The organism is Pseudomonas sp. JBR1 (assembly GCF_028198185.1).
Taxonomy (GTDB): domain Bacteria; phylum Pseudomonadota; class Gammaproteobacteria; order Pseudomonadales; family Pseudomonadaceae; genus Chryseomonas; species Chryseomonas oryzihabitans_E.
The window spans coordinates 2,485,681-2,503,343 of the sequence record NZ_CP116340.1 but is presented as its reverse complement, the minus strand read 5'-3'; the positions used below and the strand labels follow the sequence as shown (position 1 = coordinate 2,503,343).

19 protein-coding genes are annotated in these 17,663 nt (G+C 65.4%); 15 read left to right on the top strand and 4 right to left on the bottom strand.

The window, feature by feature from the left end; genetic code table 11:
- Positions 1–5: 5 nt before the first annotated feature.
- Entirely contained in the window at positions 6–1,310 is a 1,305-nt protein-coding gene (locus PJ259_RS11600; RefSeq protein ID WP_271652916.1) for an MFS transporter, read from the bottom strand.
- A gap of 188 nt (positions 1,311–1,498) precedes the next feature.
- Complete coding sequence (locus PJ259_RS11595) at positions 1,499–2,299, bottom strand: cytochrome C assembly family protein (RefSeq protein ID WP_059316053.1); 801 nt, start codon at positions 2,297–2,299, stop codon at positions 1,499–1,501.
- A 157-nt stretch (positions 2,300–2,456) separates the two neighbouring features.
- On the opposite strand from PJ259_RS11595, the gene PJ259_RS22910 reads away from it, so the two are divergent.
- From PJ259_RS22910 to PJ259_RS11530, 14 genes are all read left to right on the top strand, one after another.
- Positions 2,457–2,543, top strand: a complete 87-nt coding sequence (locus tag PJ259_RS22910) for a hypothetical protein (RefSeq protein WP_108582491.1) — start codon at positions 2,457–2,459, stop codon at positions 2,541–2,543.
- Positions 2,544–2,718: 175 nt separating this feature from the next.
- Positions 2,719–4,098 (top strand): signal recognition particle protein, encoded by a 1,380-nt coding sequence (gene ffh / locus PJ259_RS11590; protein ID WP_059316052.1) that lies wholly within the window; start codon positions 2,719–2,721, stop codon positions 4,096–4,098.
- 249 nt (positions 4,099–4,347) lie between these two features.
- Positions 4,348–4,596, top strand: coding sequence for a 30S ribosomal protein S16 (rpsP, locus tag PJ259_RS11585; protein WP_059316051.1), 249 nt, complete (start codon positions 4,348–4,350; stop codon positions 4,594–4,596).
- 5 nt (positions 4,597–4,601) lie between these two features.
- Positions 4,602–5,138, top strand: a complete 537-nt coding sequence (rimM, locus tag PJ259_RS11580) for a ribosome maturation factor RimM (RefSeq protein ID WP_271652915.1) — start codon at positions 4,602–4,604, stop codon at positions 5,136–5,138.
- Between the two features lie 3 nt (positions 5,139–5,141).
- Complete coding sequence (trmD, locus tag PJ259_RS11575) at positions 5,142–5,879, top strand: tRNA (guanosine(37)-N1)-methyltransferase TrmD (RefSeq protein WP_059316049.1); 738 nt, start codon at positions 5,142–5,144, stop codon at positions 5,877–5,879.
- A 42-nt stretch (positions 5,880–5,921) separates the two neighbouring features.
- Positions 5,922–6,272 carry a 50S ribosomal protein L19 gene (gene rplS, locus PJ259_RS11570; protein WP_007160957.1) on the top strand — a complete coding sequence of 117 codons (351 nt, stop codon included), beginning with the start codon at positions 5,922–5,924 and terminating at the stop codon, positions 6,270–6,272.
- Positions 6,273–6,338: 66 nt separating this feature from the next.
- Positions 6,339–6,752: an acyl-CoA thioesterase gene (locus PJ259_RS11565; RefSeq protein WP_059316048.1), complete on the top strand. Its 414-nt coding sequence runs from the start codon at positions 6,339–6,341 to the stop codon at positions 6,750–6,752.
- Entirely contained in the window at positions 6,749–7,639 is an 891-nt protein-coding gene (xerD, locus tag PJ259_RS11560) for a site-specific tyrosine recombinase XerD (RefSeq protein WP_271652914.1), read from the top strand. Before PJ259_RS11565 ends, xerD begins: the two co-directional genes overlap by 4 nt.
- A gap of 225 nt (positions 7,640–7,864) precedes the next feature.
- Positions 7,865–8,590, top strand: coding sequence for a thioredoxin fold domain-containing protein (locus PJ259_RS11555; protein ID WP_271652913.1), 726 nt, complete (start codon positions 7,865–7,867; stop codon positions 8,588–8,590).
- 107 nt (positions 8,591–8,697) lie between these two features.
- Positions 8,698–10,002, top strand: coding sequence for a homoserine dehydrogenase (locus tag PJ259_RS11550; RefSeq protein WP_271652912.1), 1,305 nt, complete (start codon positions 8,698–8,700; stop codon positions 10,000–10,002).
- A 46-nt stretch (positions 10,003–10,048) separates the two neighbouring features.
- Positions 10,049–11,458, top strand: a complete 1,410-nt coding sequence (gene thrC / locus PJ259_RS11545; protein ID WP_271652911.1) for a threonine synthase — start codon at positions 10,049–10,051, stop codon at positions 11,456–11,458.
- Between the two features lie 186 nt (positions 11,459–11,644).
- Positions 11,645–12,184: a YaeQ family protein gene (locus PJ259_RS11540; RefSeq protein WP_271652910.1), complete on the top strand. Its 540-nt coding sequence runs from the start codon at positions 11,645–11,647 to the stop codon at positions 12,182–12,184.
- On the top strand, positions 12,184–13,905 hold the full coding sequence (gene recJ / locus PJ259_RS11535; protein ID WP_271652909.1) for a single-stranded-DNA-specific exonuclease RecJ: 1,722 nt from the start codon (positions 12,184–12,186) through the stop codon (positions 13,903–13,905). The genes PJ259_RS11540 and recJ overlap by 1 nt, the downstream gene beginning before the upstream one ends.
- A gap of 299 nt (positions 13,906–14,204) precedes the next feature.
- Positions 14,205–15,308: an NADH:flavin oxidoreductase/NADH oxidase gene (locus tag PJ259_RS11530; protein WP_059316042.1), complete on the top strand. Its 1,104-nt coding sequence runs from the start codon at positions 14,205–14,207 to the stop codon at positions 15,306–15,308.
- Positions 15,309–15,345: 37 nt separating this feature from the next.
- On the opposite strand, the gene PJ259_RS11525 is transcribed toward PJ259_RS11530, so the two are convergent.
- Complete coding sequence (locus PJ259_RS11525) at positions 15,346–15,816, bottom strand: nuclear transport factor 2 family protein (RefSeq protein WP_271652908.1); 471 nt, start codon at positions 15,814–15,816, stop codon at positions 15,346–15,348.
- 192 nt (positions 15,817–16,008) lie between these two features.
- Between PJ259_RS11525 and PJ259_RS11520 the strand changes: the two genes are divergently transcribed.
- A complete protein-coding gene (locus PJ259_RS11520) occupies positions 16,009–16,710 on the top strand; it encodes a tellurite resistance TerB family protein (protein WP_271652907.1) in 702 nt (233 codons plus the stop codon).
- 3 nt (positions 16,711–16,713) lie between these two features.
- On the opposite strand, the gene PJ259_RS11515 is transcribed toward PJ259_RS11520, so the two are convergent.
- Complete coding sequence (locus tag PJ259_RS11515; protein ID WP_271652906.1) at positions 16,714–17,616, bottom strand: LysR family transcriptional regulator; 903 nt, start codon at positions 17,614–17,616, stop codon at positions 16,714–16,716.
- Between the last annotated feature and the right edge of the window lie 47 nt (positions 17,617–17,663).

Here is a 17,663-nt window from a genome sequence, read left to right as displayed (position 1 = left end):
CCGTTCTACAGCGACTGGTCGCGCGTCTCGCGCATGCAGAGCACCGCCAGCAGACTAATGGCCGCCGCTGCCGAAACGTAGCCGCCCACCCAGCTCAGGCCGCCGGCTTCCACCAGTTGCTGCGCGGCATAGGGCGCCAGCGACGCGCCAAGGATACCGCCCAGGTTGTAGGCGGCCGAGGCACCGGTATAGCGCACCTGGGTCGGGAAGATTTCCGGCAGCAGGGCACCCATGGGGCCGAAGGTCATGCCCATCAGGAACAGCTCCAGCGCCAGGAACAGGCCCACCGCCTGGCTGGAGCCGTGGGTCAGCAGCGGCTCCATGGCAAAGCCGGACAGCAGCGCGGCGATGGCGCTCACCGCCAGCACCGGCTTGCGCCCGAAGCGATCGGCCAGCCAGGCAGACAGTGGCGTGGCCAGGGCCATGAACAGCACCGCGATGCACAGCAGGCCGAGGAATTCCTGCCGGCTGTAGCCGAGATTCTTCACCCCATAGCTCAGCGAGAACACCGTGGAGATGTAGAAGAGGGCGTAGCACACGACCATGCTCAGGGCGCCCAGCAGCACCGCCTTGCCGTGCTTGCCGAAGGTCTCGACCATGGGTAGGCGCAGTTTCTCGCGGCGGGCCATGGCCTCGGCGAACACCGGCGTCTCGTGCAGCGACAGCCGCACATAGAGGCCGACCACCACCAGCAGCGCGCTGAGCAGGAAGGGAATGCGCCAGCCCCAGGCGCGGAACTGCTCGTCGTCCAGCAGCAGCGCCAGGGCCAGGAACAGGCCGTTGGCCATGAGGAAGCCGATGGAGGGGCCGAGCTGGGGGAACATGCCGAACCAGGCGCGCTTGCCGGGCGGGGCGTTCTCGGTGGCCAGCAGCGCCGCCCCGCCCCATTCGCCACCCAGTCCCAGGCCCTGGCCGAATCTCAGCAGACACAGCAGTATGGGCGCCCAGACGCCGATGCTGGCGTAGCCGGGCAGGAGGCCGATCAGGGTGGTGGAAATGCCCATCAGCAGCAGCGAGGCCACCAGGGTGGATTTGCGGCCGATGCGGTCGCCGAAGTGGCCGAACAGCAGCGAACCCAGGGGGCGCGCCAGGAAGGCGATGCCAAAGGTGATGAAGGCGCTGAGGGTCTGGGCCATGCCCGCGCCCTGGGGAAAGAATACCGGGCCGATCACCAGGGCCGCGGCCGTGGCATAGACATAGAAATCGTAGAACTCGATGGCGGTGCCGATGAAGCTGGCGGTGGCCACGCGGGTGGGGGAGTTGCGCGGCACGGAGGTGGGCGCGTCGAAGGCGGCAGCGGTCGTGGACATGCAGGGTTACCGGGCAGTCGTTCTTGTAGGAGGCGTCTGCCGGAGCGGCCCGATGGGGCAGCGGCTGTCCGAGGGTGGGGACGGGCGTGACGACCTGTTATGACGTGCCGGGCGCGACCTGGCTGTTGGCCGGGTCGCGCCGAACGTGGTTCGGTCGCCTGATTATGCAGGTAGCGGAATGACGACTGTCAACGATGCAGGATGAATTCCCGCACCAGCTTGCTACCGAAGTAGGCCAGCATCAGCAGGATGAAGCCCAGCAGCGTCCAGCGGATCGCCGTATGGCCGCGCCAGCCCAGGCGATGGCGGCCCCACAGCAGGATGCCGAACACCACCCAGGCGATGCAGGAGAGCACCGTCTTGTGGATCAGGTGCTGGGCGAACATATCCTCGACAAAGAACCAGCCGGAGATCAGCGCCAGTGACAGCACCACCCAGCCAGCCCAGAGAAAGCCGAACAGCAGGCTTTCCATGGTCTGTAGCGGCGGAAAGCTGCGGATCAGTCCCGAGGGGTGCTTGTTCTTGAGTTGATGGTTCTGCAACAGCACCAGGCAGGACTGCAGCACCGCCAGGGTGAAGAGCCCATAGGCGATGATCGACAGCAGTACGTGCACGACGATCTTGGGCGATACGTCCAGCGGCGTGACCGTGCCGGGCGGCACGAACTCGGCCAGCAGCGCGGTCACCGCACCCAGGGGATAGATCAGCACCAGCAGCGGTTGCAGCGGCATGCGTAGGCAGCCGATCAGCATCAGCGCGATGGCAGTCGCCGAAATGAGGCTGGAGGCGTCGAAGAAGTCCAGGCTCAGGGTCGGTTCGAGGATCAGCTGCAGGTAGACAGCCAGGGCGTGAGGCAGCAGGGCCAGGATGCCGGCGCCCAGGACCAGGGGCTTGCTCGACGGCTGTTTGCGCAGCAGGCAACTGCCCTGGTAGAGGGTCGCGAGCAGATAGAGGGCGGCGGCCAAAAGGGTGGGCAGCAGGGCGTGCATGGTCCGGTTTCAGCAGGGCGGAAAGCAGGCGAGTGTGGCACAGACAGGGCGGCACAGAAAGTCTGAGGCACGCCCTGGCGCCTGCCGGACAACCCGGCCGAACCCTGGCCGCCAATGGATGGTCCCATGAGGTACATATCTTGAAGAGGTCGCGACCATGCTTAAATTTCTCGGCGGTACCATGGGCATCATTTTCCTGATCGGCCTGGTGGTGGTCATCGGCATCTTCTCGCTGATTTTCTGACCCCATCCCTCGGGTACCGGCCTTGGCGCCGGTGCCTGTCTTCCTTTCCTCGGCTTCTCGCCGACGCGGGCACTGCTGACGGATTCACGCGGTACAGGCCCCAGCGGCTATCCCTGGCGCGGCGCTCTTTCGTTATACTTGTCGGTCAGCCGCCGTTTCTGCCCTGGATGTCCGCATGTTCGAGAATCTCACAGACCGCCTGTCCCAAAGCCTGCGCCACATTACCGGCAAGGCCAAGCTCACCGAAGACAACATCAAGGACACCTTGCGCGAGGTGCGCATGGCGCTGCTCGAGGCGGACGTCGCCTTGCCGGTGGTCAAGGAGTTCGTCAACCGGGTCAAGGAGCGGGCGGTCGGTACCGAGGTATCCAAGAGCCTGACCCCGGGCCAGGCCTTCGTGAAGATCGTTCGCGCCGAGCTGGAAGCCATCATGGGCGCGGCCAACGAAGACCTGGCGCTCAACGTGGCGCCACCGGCAGTCATCCTCATGGCTGGTCTGCAGGGTGCGGGCAAGACCACCACCGCGGGCAAGCTGGCGCGCTTCCTCAAGGAGCGCAAGAAGAAGACCGTCATGGTCGTTTCCGCCGACGTCTATCGTCCGGCCGCGATCAAGCAGCTGGAAACCCTGGCCGGGGAGGTGGGGGTCACCTTCTTCCCCTCCGACATCAGTCAGAAGCCGGTGGATATCGCCCAGGCCGCCATCCGCGAAGCCAAGCTGAAGTTCATCGACGTGGTCATCGTCGATACCGCCGGTCGTCTGCACATCGATAGCGAGATGATGGCGGAGATCCAGCAGGTCCACGCCGCCACCAAGCCGGCCGAGACCCTGTTCGTGGTCGATGCCATGACCGGCCAGGACGCCGCCAACACCGCCAAAGCCTTCAACGATGCCCTGCCGCTCACCGGCGTGATCCTGACCAAGGTCGACGGTGACGCCCGTGGTGGTGCCGCCCTGTCGGTTCGCCACATCACCGGCAAGCCGATCAAGTTCATCGGCATGGGCGAGAAGAGCGAAGCCCTCGATCCTTTCCACCCTGACCGTGTCGCCTCGCGCATCCTTGGCATGGGTGACGTCCTCTCGCTGATCGAGCAGGCCGAGCAGACGCTGGATCGGGAAAAGGCCGACAAGCTGGCCAAGAAGCTCAAGAAGGGCAAGGGCTTCGATCTCGAGGATTTCCGCGACCAGCTGCGCCAGATGAAAAACATGGGCGGCCTGGGTTCGCTGATGGACAAGCTGCCGACCATGATGGGTGGCATGAACATCCAGCAGATGGGCAATGCCCAGGGCGCGGCGGAAAAGCACTTCAAGCAGATGGAAGCCATCATCGACTCCATGACCCCGGCCGAGCGCCGTGATCCGGAGATGATCAGCGGCTCGCGCAAGAAACGCATCGCGTTGGGTTCGGGTACCCAGGTGCAGGACGTCGGTCGTCTCATCAAGCAGCACAAGCAGATGCAGAAGATGATGAAAAAGGTCACCGCCAAGGGCGGCATGGCCAAGATGATGCGCGGCATGGGCAGCATGTTGCCCGGCGGTGGCATGCCCAAGATGTGATCCCCGGTGCCGCCCGTCGCCAGACGGTCGGCCCTGGAAAGAACTCTGCGAAGGGCAGTGGCACCAGTATTGATGCGCCTTCGCGAGTGGCTCGGCGCCGTTGTCCGAGCCTTCAGTCCGCCCCGATGCCGGAAGTGCCGTCAAAAGCCATTGGCAAAAAGGGTGGCAGCCCTTAGAATATGCGGCCTTTCGGGCCATGTGGCCCAGCGTGCCCACTGTTTCAAGCACCGACTACAGGAACGAAGTTCAATGGTAACCATCCGTCTAGCCCGTGGCGGCTCCAAGAAGCGCCCCTTCTACCACCTGACCGTGACCAACAGCCGCAATGCGCGTGATGGTCGCTTCGTCGAGCGCATCGGTTTCTTCAACCCGATCGCCAGCGGCGCCGAAATCCGTCTGTCGGTGGATCAAGAGCGTGCCAGCTACTGGCTGTCGCAGGGCGCCCAGCCGTCCGAGCGCGTTGCTCAGCTGCTCAAGAGCGCTCAGGCTACCGCCTGAAGACCATGAGTACGCCGACCTCCGCCCCCGACCTGGTGGTCCTGGGCAAGATAGTTTCGGTCTTCGGCGTACGCGGTGAGCTCAAGATCTACTCCTTTACCGATCCGCTCGACAATCTGCTGGACTATCGGACCTGGACGCTGCGGCGCGAAGGCGAGATCCGGCAGGTCAAGGTGCTCGGCGGTCGGCTGCACGGCAAGGTTCTGACGGTACGTCTGCAGGGCCTGGATGATCGCGAAGAGGCCCGTCTCATGGCCGGTTTCGAGATCTGCGTGCCGCGTAGTGAATTGCCCCAGCTGGGCGCCGGCGACTATTACTGGCATCAGTTGGAAGGTCTCAAGGTGATCAATCGCGAAGGCCAGTGGCTGGGTGTGGTGGATCATCTGCTGGAGACCGGGGCCAACGACGTCATGGTGGTCAAGCCCAGTGCTGGCAGCCTCGACGATCGTGAGCGTCTACTGCCCTATCTGCCTGACCAGTACGTGCTGGCGGTGGATCTGGCCAAGGGCGAGATGCAGGTCGACTGGGACGCGGATTTCTAATCCATGCGTATCGATGTCATCAGCCTCTTTCCCGAGATGTTCGAGGCCGTGAGCGCCTATGGCGTGAGCGGTCGCGCGATGAAGCAGGGGCTCCTGGAACTGACCTGCTACAACCCGCGCAGCTATACCGAGGATCGCCACCAGACCGTGGACGACCGGCCCTTTGGCGGCGGTCCCGGGATGGTCATGAAGATCCAGCCGCTGGAGCGCGCCCTGGCCGATGCCAAGGGTGATTCGGCGGCGAAGGTGATCTACCTGTCCCCCCAGGGTCGCAAGCTCGACCAGGCGGCGGTACGGGAACTGGCGCAGGAGGAGCATCTGATCCTCATCGCCGGGCGTTACGAAGGCATCGACGAGCGTTTCATCGAGACGCACGTGGATGAAGAATGGTCGATTGGCGACTATGTGCTGTCCGGCGGTGAATTGCCGGCCATGGTGCTGATCGATGGGGTTACGCGACTGCTGCCCGGAGCCTTGGGGCATGTGGATTCCGCCGAGCAGGACTCGTTTACCGACGGCCTGCTCGATTGCCCGCACTACACCCGACCCGAGGTGTACGAGGGCCGTCGCGTACCCGACGTGTTGCTCAGTGGTAACCACGAGCATATCCGGCGCTGGCGCCTGCAGCAGTCCCTGGGACGCACTGCGGAGCGACGCGCCGATCTTCTGGATGGCCGCTCGCTTTCTGGAGAAGAGCAGAACCTGTTGGCGGAATACCTTCGTCAGCGGAACGATAGTTAGGTATCGATGGCGGGCCGCGGCCCGTCTTAGGAGCAGAGTGACATGACCAACAAAATCATTGCCCAGATCGAAGCTGAGCAGATGAACAAGGAAATCCCGGCGTTCGCCCCCGGCGACACCGTGATCGTCCAGGTTAAGGTGAAGGAAGGCGACCGTCAGCGTCTGCAGGCCTTCGAAGGCGTGGTGATCGGCAAGCGTAACCGCGGCCTGAACAGCGCCTTCACCGTACGCAAGATCTCCAACGGCGTTGGCGTCGAGCGTACCTTCCAGACCTACAGCCCGCTGGTCGACAGCCTGAGCGTCAAGCGTCGCGGTGACGTGCGCAAGGCCAAGCTGTACTACCTGCGCGAACTGTCCGGCAAGGCTGCCCGCATCAAGGAAAAGCTTTCCTGATCGCGGCGTGACCAGAAAAAAGCAGCTTCGGCTGCTTTTTTTCGTTTCTGAGGTTCGAGGTAAGACATGACGACCCGCGAAGCGGAAATCCAGCGGCGCACCGCGCTATCGGAAACCCGGGTGGCCAAGGCGGTGTTCCCGCCCACCACCAATCATCACCACACCCTGTTCGGCGGCACTGCCCTGGCCTGGATGGATGAGGTGTCCTTCATCACCGCGACGCGCTTCTGCCGCAAGCCGCTGGTGACGGTCTCCACCGATCGCATCGACTTCAATCATCCGATTCCCGCCGGCTCCATCGTCGAACTGATCGGGCGGGTGGTGAAGGTCGGTAATACCAGCATCAAGGTGCAGGTCGAGGTCTTCGTCGAGGGCATGTTGGCGGAAGGGCGCGAGCGCGCCATCAACGGTGCTTTCAGCTTTGTCGCGGTCGACGACGAGGGCAAGCCGACGCCGGTGCTGCCCGGATTCGCCGCGTGAGCGCCGAGCGGCTGATCGAGGAATTCCTCGACGCCCTGTGGCTGGAGAAGGGGCTGTCGCCCCATACCCGCAGCGCCTACCGCACCGATCTGCTGGCCTTCGCCCGCTGGCTGGAGGGCAGGGGGCTGACCCTGGAGAGTCTGGGGCGCGACGCCGTGCTCGATCACCTCGGCTGGCGGCTGAGCGAAGGCTACCAGGCGCGTTCCACCGCGCGTTTCCTCTCCGGCCTGCGCAGCTTCTACAAGTATGCCGTGCGCGTGGGGCGGGTCGCCGAGGACCCGACGCTGCTGGTGAGCATGCCGCAGCTGGGCGCGCCGCTGCCCAAGAGCCTGTCCGAGGCGGACGTGGAAGCCCTGCTGGCCGCGCCGGATACCGAGGACACCCTGGGCCTGCGCGATCGCACCATGCTCGAGGTGCTCTATGCCACCGGACTGCGGGTGACCGAGCTGATCAGCCTGACCCTGGACGAGATCAACCTGCGCGAGGGCTCACTGCGGGTGTTCGGCAAGGGCAGCAAGGAACGGCTGATTCCCCTGGGTGAAGAGGCCATCGCCTGGTTGGAGGACTATCTCAAGACCGCGCGACCACTACTGCTGGGCGGCCAGCCCGGTGACATCCTTTTCCCCAGCCAGAGAGGTACGCCCATGACCCGGCAGACCTTCTGGCACCGCATCAAGCTGCATGCCCAGGTGGCCGGCATCCGCACCTCGCTGTCGCCGCATACCCTCAGGCACGCCTTCGCCACCCACCTGCTCAACCACGGCGCCGACCTGCGCACGGTGCAGATGCTGCTCGGCCATACCAGTCTGTCCACCACCCAGATCTATACCCATGTCGCCCGGGTGCGGCTGCAGCAACTGCACGCCCAGCACCATCCGCGCGGCTAGGGCGGTGTTTCAGAAGTTCGCGCAAGAATTGGCGAGTGATTTTGGTTTCTGAGCCAGGCGCCGGGACGAGTCATAGCAGGGCTATGGCGAGGAGCGGCAACGCCGCTCAGGGATCAAAAGCGCCGCCAAAATTGCGTAGATACTTCTGAAGCCCCGCCCTGGGGCGGGACCGCCGTAGCCGGCAGGTCTGTGGTAGGCTTGCCGGCGTCTCAACAGGAGTCAACCATGCGTATTTCCCAACTGTTGCTCGCCGCTTGCCTGGGGCTCGGCGTGCAACTGGCTCAGGCCGAACCTGAGCAGGCCATTCGCCAGAGCCTGACCGCGCTGCAACCCAATCTCGCCATCGAGTCCATCGCCAAGAGCCCGCTGGAAGGCCTCTACCAGGTCCAGCTCAAGGGCGGTCGGGTGCTCTATGCCAGCGGCGACGGCCAGTTCGTCATGCAGGGCTATCTCTACCAGGTCAAGGACGGCAAGGCCTCCAACCTGACCGAGAAGGCCGAGAACGTCGCCGTGGCGCGGCAGATCAACGGCCTCGATCGCAACCAGATGATCGTCTATCCCGCCAAGGGCGAGACCAAGGCGCACATCACCGTCTTCACCGACACCACCTGCCCCTATTGCCAGAAGCTGCACGCCGAGGTGCCCGAGCTGAACAAGCGCGGCATCGAGGTGCGTTACCTGGCCTTCCCGCGGCAGGGCATGGGCTCGCCGGGGTCCAAGCAGCTGGAAGCGGTATGGTGCGCCAAGGACAAGCCTACCGCGCTGAACCAGATGTTCACCGGGCATGAGGTCAAGTCCGAAAGCTGCCAGAATCCGGTCGCTCAGCAATTCGCGCTGGGGCAGAACATGGGCATCCAGGGCACCCCGGCGATCATTCTGGCCGACGGCCAGATGATTCCGGGTTATCAGCCGGCAGACCAGTTGGCGGAGGCGGCAATCAGCGCCCGCTAGGTTCTGCACGACGCATCAAGCGCGGGCACTTTCGTACAGGGCCTGGCGCGGCGACAGAGATTTCAACGGCGCTGCGGAGCGGCGCCACACGACATGGGGATAAGGGTGTGAAGCCGGTCAAAGTAGGCATCTGTGGTCTGGGTACCGTGGGCAGCGGGACCTTCAACGTACTCAAGCGCAACGCCGAGGAAATCGCCCGGCGTGCCGGACGGGGTATCGAGGTGGCGCAGATCGCCCAGCGCCGGCCGAATCCTCACTGCGATACCGGCAACACGCCAATCACCGCCGATGTCCTGGCCGTGGTCGACAATCCCGAGATCGACGTGGTGGTGGAGCTGATCGGCGGCTACACCCTGGCGCGCGAGCTGGTGCTGCGCGCCATCGCCAATGGCAAGCACGTGGTCACCGCCAACAAGGCGCTGATCGCGGTCCACGGCAACGAGATCTTCGCCAAGGCGCGCGAGCAGGGCGTGATAGTCGCCTTCGAGGCCTCGGTGGCCGGTGGCATCCCGGTGATCAAGGCGCTGCGCGAAGGCCTGGCGGCCAACCGCATCAACTGGGTGGCCGGCATCATCAACGGCACCGGCAACTTCATCCTCTCCGAGATGCGCGAGAAGGGTCGCACCTTCCCCGACGTCCTGGCCGAGGCCCAGGCGCTGGGTTATGCCGAAGCCGATCCGACCTTCGATGTGGAAGGCATCGATGCCGCCCACAAGCTGACCATCCTGGCGTCCATCGCCTTCGGCATCCCGCTGCAATTCGACAAGGCCTACACCGAGGGCATCACCCGGCTGACCACCGCCGATGTCGGCTACGCCGAGGCGCTGGGCTATCGCATCAAGCACCTGGGCGTGGCGCGCAGCACCGACCAGGGCATCGAGCTGCGGGTACACCCGACGCTGATCCCGGCCGATCGGCTGATCGCCAACGTCAACGGCGTGATGAACGCGGTGATGGTCAATGGCGACGCCGTCGGCTCGACGCTGTTCTACGGCGCTGGAGCCGGCCAGGAGCCTACCGCCTCGGCGGTGGTGGCCGACCTGGTGGACGTGGTCCGCGCCATGACGTCCGACCCGGAAAACCGCGTGCCGCACCTGGCCTTCCAGCCCGATGCGCTGTCCGACCATCCGGTGTTGCCGATCGAGTCCTGCGAGAGCGCCTACTATCTGCGCATCCAGGCCAAGGATCACCCGGGCGTGCTGGCCCAGGTGGCGAGCATCCTGTCGGCACGCGGCATCAACATAGAGTCCATCATGCAGAAGGAAGCCGAGGAGCATGACGGCCTGGTGCCCATGATCCTCATCACCCATCGCGTGATCGAGCGTCACATGGTCGAGGCCATCGCCGCCCTGGAAGCCCTGGACGACGTCGTCGGCGACGTGGTCCGCATCCGTGTCGAGCACCTGAACTGAGCAGCCTGGCGGCGCCCGGCGCCGCCGTCTTTCCCGAGGTCGAGTCATGCGTTACATCAGTACCCGCGGCCAGGCGCCCGCGCTGAATTTCGAAGAAGTGCTGCTGGCGGGTCTCGCCAGTGATGGTGGTCTCTACGTACCGGAGAACCTGCCGCGGTTTTCCCTGGAGGAGATCGCCTCCTGGGCCGGTCTGCCCTATCACGAGCTGGCCTTCCGGGTGATGAAGCCCTTCGTCGCCGGCTCCATCGCCGATGCCGAATTCAAGGCCATCCTGGAAGAGACCTACGCGGGTTTCGCCCACAGTTCGATCGCGCCGCTGCGCCAGCTGGACGCCAACGAGTGGGTGCTGGAGCTGTTCCATGGCCCGACCCTGGCCTTCAAGGACTTCGCCTTGCAGCTGCTCGGCCGGTTGCTCGACCATGTACTGGCCAAGCGCGGCGAGCGCGTGGTGATCATGGGCGCTACCTCCGGCGACACCGGCTCGGCGGCCATCGAAGGCTGCAAGCGCTGCGAGAACGTGGACATCTTCATCCTGCATCCGCACCAGCGGGTGTCGGAGGTGCAGCGTCGGCAGATGACCACGCTGCTGGGCGACAACATCCACAACATCGCCATCGAAGGCAACTTCGACGACTGCCAGGAGATGGTCAAGGCCAGCTTCGCCGACCAAGGCTTCCTCAAGGGCGCACCGCTGGTGGCGGTCAACTCGATCAACTGGGCGCGGATCATGGCCCAGATCGTCTACTACTTCCATGCGGCCCTGCAGCTGGGCGGCCCGGCGCGTTCCATCGCCTTCTCCGTGCCCACCGGCAACTTCGGCGACATCTTCGCCGGCTACCTGGCGCGCAACATGGGCCTGCCGGTGAGCCAGCTGGTGGTGGCGACCAACCGCAACGACATCCTGCACCGCTTCATGTCGGGCAACCGCTATGACAAGCAGCAACTGGAGGCCTCGCTGTCGCCGTCCATGGACATCATGGTGTCGTCCAACTTCGAGCGACTGCTGTTCGACCTGCACGGTCGCGACGGCCTGGCCCTGGCCGAGCTGATGGCGAATTTCCGTAGCAGCGGCACCCTGTCTGTGGCGGATGATCGCTGGACCGAGGCACGCAAGCTGTTCGACTCCCTGGCCGTGAGCGACGAAGAGACCTGCGCCACCATCGCCGAGGTCTATGCGGCTACTGGCGAAGTGCTGGATCCGCACACCGCCATTGGCGTGCGCGCCGCTCGCGAATGCCGCCGCAGCCTGGCCACCCCCATGGTGGTGCTGGGTACCGCCCACCCGGTGAAATTCCCCGAAGCGGTGGAAAAGGCCGGCATCGGCGCAACGCTGAGCCTGCCGACCCACCTGGCCGACCTGCTGCAACGCGAAGAGCGCTGCACCGTGCTGCCCAACGACCTCGCCGCCGTCCAGGCCTTCGTCGCCCGCCACGGCAAGCGTGGTCAGCCGCTGTAGGGTAGTTTGCCCAACCTACGACCGTAGGTTGGGCAGAGACGGCTCCATCGTCGAAGCCCAACAAAGTCGGACGCGAATCGTCTTTGTTGGGCTTCGCTGCGCTCAGCTCAACCTACGGATCCAAGGTCCCAAGTCCCTCGGCCTTTTCCGGTACAATGCCCGGCTTTCCCTGCCGGTGACCCGCCCATGGCTCTGCAAGCCACGCCCTATAAAGTCGAACTCAACCTCACCGATCTGGATCGTGGGGTCTATGAGAATCTGCGCCTGACCGTGGCGCGGCATCCCTCCGAGACCGAGGAGCGGCTGGTGGTACGGTTGTTGGCCTTTGCGCTCTGGTACAACGAGCAGCTGGCCTTTGGGCGCGGCCTGTCCGATGTCGACGAGCCGGCGCTGTGGGAAAAGAGTCTCGATGGCCGGGTACTGCACTGGATCGAGGTCGGGCAGCCCGATGCCGAGCGCCTGACCTGGTGCAGCCGTCGCACCGAACGTACCAGCCTGCTGGCCTACGGCAACCTGCGTGTCTGGCAGAACAAGGTGGTGGATGCGGTCAAGACGCTGAAGAACCTGCACATCGCCGCCGTGCCCGCCGAGCCCCTGGCCGAGCTGGCCCGCGATCTGCCGCGCAGCATCGCCTGGCAGGTGATGATCAGCGAAGGCACCCTGTTCGTCACCGACGACCGTGGCCAGCACGAACTGCAGCTGGAATGGCTGCTGGGCGAGCGTTGATGCGCCTGGAGCCTCGCCCGCTGCCGGCGGTTTTGCCCGACCTGGGCGACCTGCCACCGCTGCTCACCCGGCTCTATGCCGCGCGCGGCGTGACCCAGCCGGAAGAACTGGACAAGGGCCTGGCGCGGCTGGTGCCCTATCACCAGCTCAAGGGCATCGAGGCGGCGGTGGAGCTGCTGGCCCGCGCCCTGGAAGAGCGCCGCCGCATCCTCATCGTCGGCGATTTCGACGCCGATGGCGCCACCGCCAGCGCCGTGGGCGTGCTGGCCCTGCGCCGGCTGGGCGCCGCCTGGGTCGACTACCTGGTACCCAATCGTTTCGAGTACGGCTATGGCCTGACGCCCGAGATCGTCGCCGTGGCCCTGCAGCGCGAACCCGAGGTGCTGCTCACCGTCGACAACGGCATCTCCAGCCTGGATGGGGTGGCCGTGGCCAAGGCGGCCGGGCTGCAGGTGGTCATCACCGACCACCACCTGCCGGGCGCCGAATTGCCCGCCGCTGACGCCATCGTCAATCCCAACCAGCCGGCCTGCGCCTTTCCCAGCAAGTGCATCGCCGGGGTCGGGGTGATCTTCTATGTGATGCTGGCGCTGCGCAGCCGCCTGCGCGAGAGCGGCTGGTTCGCCCGTCAGGGCCTGGCCGAGCCCAATCTGGCCGAGTTGCTGGATCTGGTGGCCCTGGGTAGCGTCGCCGACGTGGTGCCGCTGGATGCCAACAACCGCATCCTGGTGCACCAGGGGCTGATGCGGATCCGCGCCGGCCGGGCACGGCCAGGGCTCAAGGCACTGCTGGAAGTGGCCGGGCGTCAGCCGGGCAAGGTGGCCTCCAGCGACCTCGGTTTCATCCTCGGGCCGCGCCTCAATGCGGCCGGGCGCCTGGACGACATGTCCATCGGCATCGAGTTGCTACTCTGCGAAGACCCGCAGCTGGCGCAGGAATACGCCCAGCAACTGGACGACTTCAACAAGGACCGCAAGAGCATCGAGCAGGGCATGCAGCGCGAAGCGCTCAAGCAGCTCAAGGAATTGCCGGAAGACAATCTGCCCTTCGGTCTCTGCCTGTTCGATCCGGAATGGCACCAAGGCGTGATCGGCATCCTCGCCTCGCGCCTCAAGGAAAAGTATCACCGCCCCGCGCTCGCCTTTGCCGATGACGGCAGCGGCACCGGCATGCTCAAGGGTTCGGCGCGTTCGGTGGCCGGGTTGCACATCCGCGATGCCCTGGACGCTGTGGCGACCCGCCATCCGGGACTGATCACCAAGTTCGGTGGTCACGCCATGGCCGCCGGCCTCAGCCTGCCCCAGGCGCACTACGAGACCTTTGCCGCCGCCTTCGACGCCGAGGTGCGGCGCCACCTGCAAGCCGACGACCTCAGCGGGCGACTGCAGACCGACGGCTGCCTCGCGCCTGCCGAGTTCCAGCTCAACCTGGCCCAGGCCCTGCGTCAGGCCGGTCCCTGGGGCCAGCAGTTTCCTGAACCGCTGTTCCATGGCACCTTCGAGATCCTCTCCCAGCGACTGCTCAAGGAGCGGCATCTCAAGCTGACCCTGCGCAGCGAGGAGGGTGGCCCGGAGCTGGACGGCATCGCCTTCAACATCGATCGCGACACCTGGCCCGATCCCAACATCCGCTGGGCCGAGCTGGCCTATCGGCTGGACGTGAACGAGTTTCGCGGCAACGAGAGCGTGCAACTGCTGGTGGTGCACCTGGCGCCGCGTTAGGTCTCGTTTGAAAGGTGCCTGCGCTCGGTGATGCTGCGTTAAAAATCAGCTGGTTCGCCAGTCCGATCGGAATGCTCATTTACCACTCGTAAACTCGAGCGCGAGTCCGATCCGCTTCCTCGCTGATTTGATTCGCTGGCGCTCACCCTCCGGGCCAGCCGTTGGCCGTTACTCCCGTTGGTCGTTGCGCCTTGCCTGACCTTGGCTCGGCTACTTTTCAGACGAGCCCTGTCGGATCGGCGATCTATTCTGGTCGGGCGTACTCCAATGCCGTGAATCCCGACTAGACGAGGTCCGCCATGAGTCTCCTGTTCCAGCCCCTGACCCTGCGTCAGCTGACCCTGCCCAATCGCGTGGTGGTCTCCCCGATGTGCCAGTACTCCAGCGAAGACGGCTTCGCCAACGACTGGCATCTGGTCCACCTCGGCAGCCGCGCCACCGGTGGCGCCGGTCTGGTGATCTTCGAAGCCACCGCGGTCACCGCCGACGGGCGCATCACGCCCCAGGACCTGGGCCTGTGGAAGGATGAGCAGATCGAGCCCCTGCGGCGCATCACCCAGTTCATCGAAGGCCAGGGCAGCGTCGCCGGCATCCAGCTGGCCCACGCCGGGCGCAAGGCCAGTACCTGGCAGCCCTGGCTCGGCAAGCACGGCAGCGTGCCCATCGCCGAGGGCGGCTGGGTGCCGGTGGCGCCCTCGGCCATCGCCTTCGATCCGCAGCACACCCGGCCCACGGCCATGGATCGCGATGATATCGCCAGCGTCCGCCGGGCCTTCGTGGAGACCGCCGAGCGCGCCCTGGCGGCCGGCTTCAAGGTTGCCGAGGTCCATGCCGCCCACGGTTATCTGCTGCACCAGTTCCTCTCGCCGCTCTCCAATCGCCGTGAGGACGATTACGGCGGCAATTTCGAGAATCGCATTCGCCTGTTGCTGGAAGTCACCGCCGATGTACGCGCGGTCTGGCCGGAAGAGTTGCCGTTGTTCGTGCGGGTTTCCGCCACTGACTGGGTAGAAGACGGCTGGGATGTCGACGAGACGGTGGAGCTGGCACGCCGGCTGAAGACGCTAGGCGTCGACCTGATCGACGTCTCCTCCGGTGGCACCGCAGCCCAGGCGGACATTCCTACCGGGCCCGGCTACCAGACCCAGTTCGCCGAGCGGGTGCGCAAGGAAGCCGACATCCCCAGTGGCGCGGTAGGCATGATCACCGATGCGGCCCAGGCCGAGCACGTGCTGCGTACCGGGCAGGCCGATCTGGTGCTGCTAGCCCGCGAACTGCTGCGCGATCCCTACTGGCCGCTCAACGCTGCCGAGTCCCTGCGCGAAAAGGTTTCCTGGCCACCCCAGTACGTGCGTGCCGCGCACCGGGATACGCCACTGCGCAAGCCGTTCGGCGCGGAGTAGACCGAAAGGCGGCCACCCATTCGGATGGCTGCCTGCCTCAGGGCTTGACCGGTCGCAGCAGGGCTTCCAGCGCGTCGCTGTCGTAGTAGTCGCCCAGGTACCAGATGCGGCCGTCGCGGATCTTCATGATGCTGGCGCCGCGGATCTTCACCGGCTGCTTGCCGGTGGCGGTAACGCGGTTGCCGGTCAGTTCCCATTCGAAGGCGATGCTGCGCGGACCGATCACCGGCTTGTGCACCATCTTTACCTGCAGATCGGGCACGGCCTTGAGCGTGACCTTGACGATGCGGTCACGGGCCTGGGTGCGGCTGGTCTCGGTGGTGGCAGCACCACTGTCGAAATACTGCACCTTGGGATCGAGCAGCGCGCTGGCGGCCTCGGCGTCGTGATCGTTCCAGGCATCGAGATAGCGATTGGCGATGAGGCGGGCGTCCTCGGCGGCGGCCTGAACCTGGCCGGCGGTAAGGGCGAGCGAAAGCGCGAACAGCACAGCCAGACGCGAACGCATGGGGTGTCTCCGGCAACTGCAAGGGGAAGACGCAAGAGTAGCGCCCAGTGCAACTGTCAGTCAGAAATATTTTGTATCGACCAGGTCGATGCGGGCCTCGGGATTGCAACATCCGGTAAGCAGGTGCCGGGAGCCGGAGGGCAAGGGGAGCGGTCACAACAGCCTGAACCCTGTCTCTTGTGGAGGTTGTCCATGAATACCCGCGGTTTGCTCGATCAGTTGCTCAGGGCCGGCCAGCAGGCCCTGGCCAAGAAGACCGGCCAGTCGACCACGCGGCCGGGTGCCGGTACGCCGTCGGCGGGCAAGGACCCCTTGGGCGGCCTGCTCTCGGGCCTGGGTAGCAGCGGGTTGGCCGCCGGCGCCCTGACGGCCCTGCTGGGCAGCAAGCGCGGCCGTGGCCTGGGCGGCAAGGCCATTGGCTACGGCGGGCTGGCGGCACTTGGCATGGCTGCCTACAAGGCCTATCAGTCCTGGCAAGCCAATCAGGCGCAGGGTACGCAGACCGCCGAGCCTCGCACCGTGGATCGGGTGCCCGAGCACGAAGCCGAGGCCCATGGCCGAGCGGTACTGATCGCCCTGATCGCGGCAGCCAAGGCCGATGGTCATGTCGATGACCAGGAGCGCCAGGCCATCGAGGCCGAGATGGCCAAGGTGGATGACGATCCCGAGTTGCGCAGCTGGTTGCAGCGGGAACTGGAACAACCGCTGGATCCGGCCAAGGTCGCCGCGGCAGCCGAAACACCGGAGATGGCTGCCGAGATGTACCTGGCCAGCCTGATGCTGATCGACGATCAGCAGTACATGGAAAAGGCTTACCTGGACGAACTGGCGCGCCAGCTGCGCCTGGAACCGGGCCTGCGGGCCGAACTGGAGCGTGAGGCCGCGGCGGTCTGACGGCTAGGGGAGCGGGCGTTCATCGCCCAGCAGGACGCTTCGCTCCGCCGCGCAGAGGTGCAACAGGAAATCCCAGACCACGCGCAGGCGCGCTGAGCGGTGCAACTCCCGGTGGGTCGAGATCCAGTACTCGCGGGTGAAGGACCGCTCCGGGAGCACGCCTTCCAAGGGGGTGTTCTGAGCCACCAGGTAGCAGGGCAGCACCGCGATGCCGATGCCGGCACAAGCGGCCTCGCGCTGGGCGATGACGCTGGTGCTGCGAAAGACGATGCGCGGTTCGGGGCAGAGTCCCTGGATGAATTGCAGTTCACGGGTGTACAGCAGGTCGTCGACGTAACCGATGAAGGCCTGTTCGCCGAGGTCGGCTTCGGCATCCAGCGCTGGTGCTCGATCCAGGTAGGCGCGACTGGCATAGAACCTCAGGCGATAGGGTGTCAGTCGCCGGCCGATCAGGCCTTCGGCGGTGGGCCTTTCCAGGGTGATGGCGATGTCCGCTTCGCGGTTGGTGACGCTGACGAAGCGCGGCACCGAGACCAGCTCCACTTCCAGACCCGGATAATCGCGCAGCAGCGCCCCCAGGCGCTGGGCGAGAAAGCCAGTGCCCAGGCCTTCGGTCACCCCGACCCGTACCTGGCCCAGCGGATTGAGCCTCTGGGTCACGGCCTCCTGGGCCAGCAGCGCGGCTTCTTCCATCGCCTGGGCATGCGCCAGCAGGGCCTGGCCGGCGGGGGTGAGCTGATAGCCGCTGGCCTGCTGCACCAGCAACTGGCTGCCCAGGGCGCGTTCCAGCGCCTCCAGGTGACGGGCGACGGTGGCATGGCTGACGCCCAGGCTGCGAGCGGCGGTGAGCAGGCGGCCATGGCGCTGGACCTCCAGAAAAACCCGCAGATCGTTCCAATCGAACATCCTGTTTCCTCGTCGGTGCCTGTCTGACCGGCCGCTTGCTGGGCGCT

Coding starts and splice junctions, on each gene's coding strand:
- ffh (WP_059316052.1), top strand. CDS start 2,719: ATGTTCGAGAATCTCACAGACCGCCTGTCCCAAAGCCTGCGCCACATT.
- PJ259_RS11520 (WP_271652907.1), top strand. CDS start 16,009: ATGAATACCCGCGGTTTGCTCGATCAGTTGCTCAGGGCCGGCCAGCAG.
- PJ259_RS11595 (WP_059316053.1), bottom strand. CDS start 2,299: ATGCACGCCCTGCTGCCCACCCTTTTGGCCGCCGCCCTCTATCTGCTC.
- PJ259_RS11540 (WP_271652910.1), top strand. CDS start 11,645: ATGGCTCTGCAAGCCACGCCCTATAAAGTCGAACTCAACCTCACCGAT.
- recJ (WP_271652909.1), top strand. CDS start 12,184: ATGCGCCTGGAGCCTCGCCCGCTGCCGGCGGTTTTGCCCGACCTGGGC.
- PJ259_RS22910 (WP_108582491.1), top strand. CDS start 2,457: ATGCTTAAATTTCTCGGCGGTACCATGGGCATCATTTTCCTGATCGGC.
- rimM (WP_271652915.1), top strand. CDS start 4,602: ATGAGTACGCCGACCTCCGCCCCCGACCTGGTGGTCCTGGGCAAGATA.
- rplS (WP_007160957.1), top strand. CDS start 5,922: ATGACCAACAAAATCATTGCCCAGATCGAAGCTGAGCAGATGAACAAG.
- PJ259_RS11525 (WP_271652908.1), bottom strand. CDS start 15,816: ATGCGTTCGCGTCTGGCTGTGCTGTTCGCGCTTTCGCTCGCCCTTACC.
- PJ259_RS11555 (WP_271652913.1), top strand. CDS start 7,865: ATGCGTATTTCCCAACTGTTGCTCGCCGCTTGCCTGGGGCTCGGCGTG.
- rpsP (WP_059316051.1), top strand. CDS start 4,348: ATGGTAACCATCCGTCTAGCCCGTGGCGGCTCCAAGAAGCGCCCCTTC.
- PJ259_RS11600 (WP_271652916.1), bottom strand. CDS start 1,310: ATGTCCACGACCGCTGCCGCCTTCGACGCGCCCACCTCCGTGCCGCGC.
- trmD (WP_059316049.1), top strand. CDS start 5,142: ATGCGTATCGATGTCATCAGCCTCTTTCCCGAGATGTTCGAGGCCGTG.
- PJ259_RS11515 (WP_271652906.1), bottom strand. CDS start 17,616: ATGTTCGATTGGAACGATCTGCGGGTTTTTCTGGAGGTCCAGCGCCAT.
- PJ259_RS11565 (WP_059316048.1), top strand. CDS start 6,339: ATGACGACCCGCGAAGCGGAAATCCAGCGGCGCACCGCGCTATCGGAA.
- PJ259_RS11530 (WP_059316042.1), top strand. CDS start 14,205: ATGAGTCTCCTGTTCCAGCCCCTGACCCTGCGTCAGCTGACCCTGCCC.
- thrC (WP_271652911.1), top strand. CDS start 10,049: ATGCGTTACATCAGTACCCGCGGCCAGGCGCCCGCGCTGAATTTCGAA.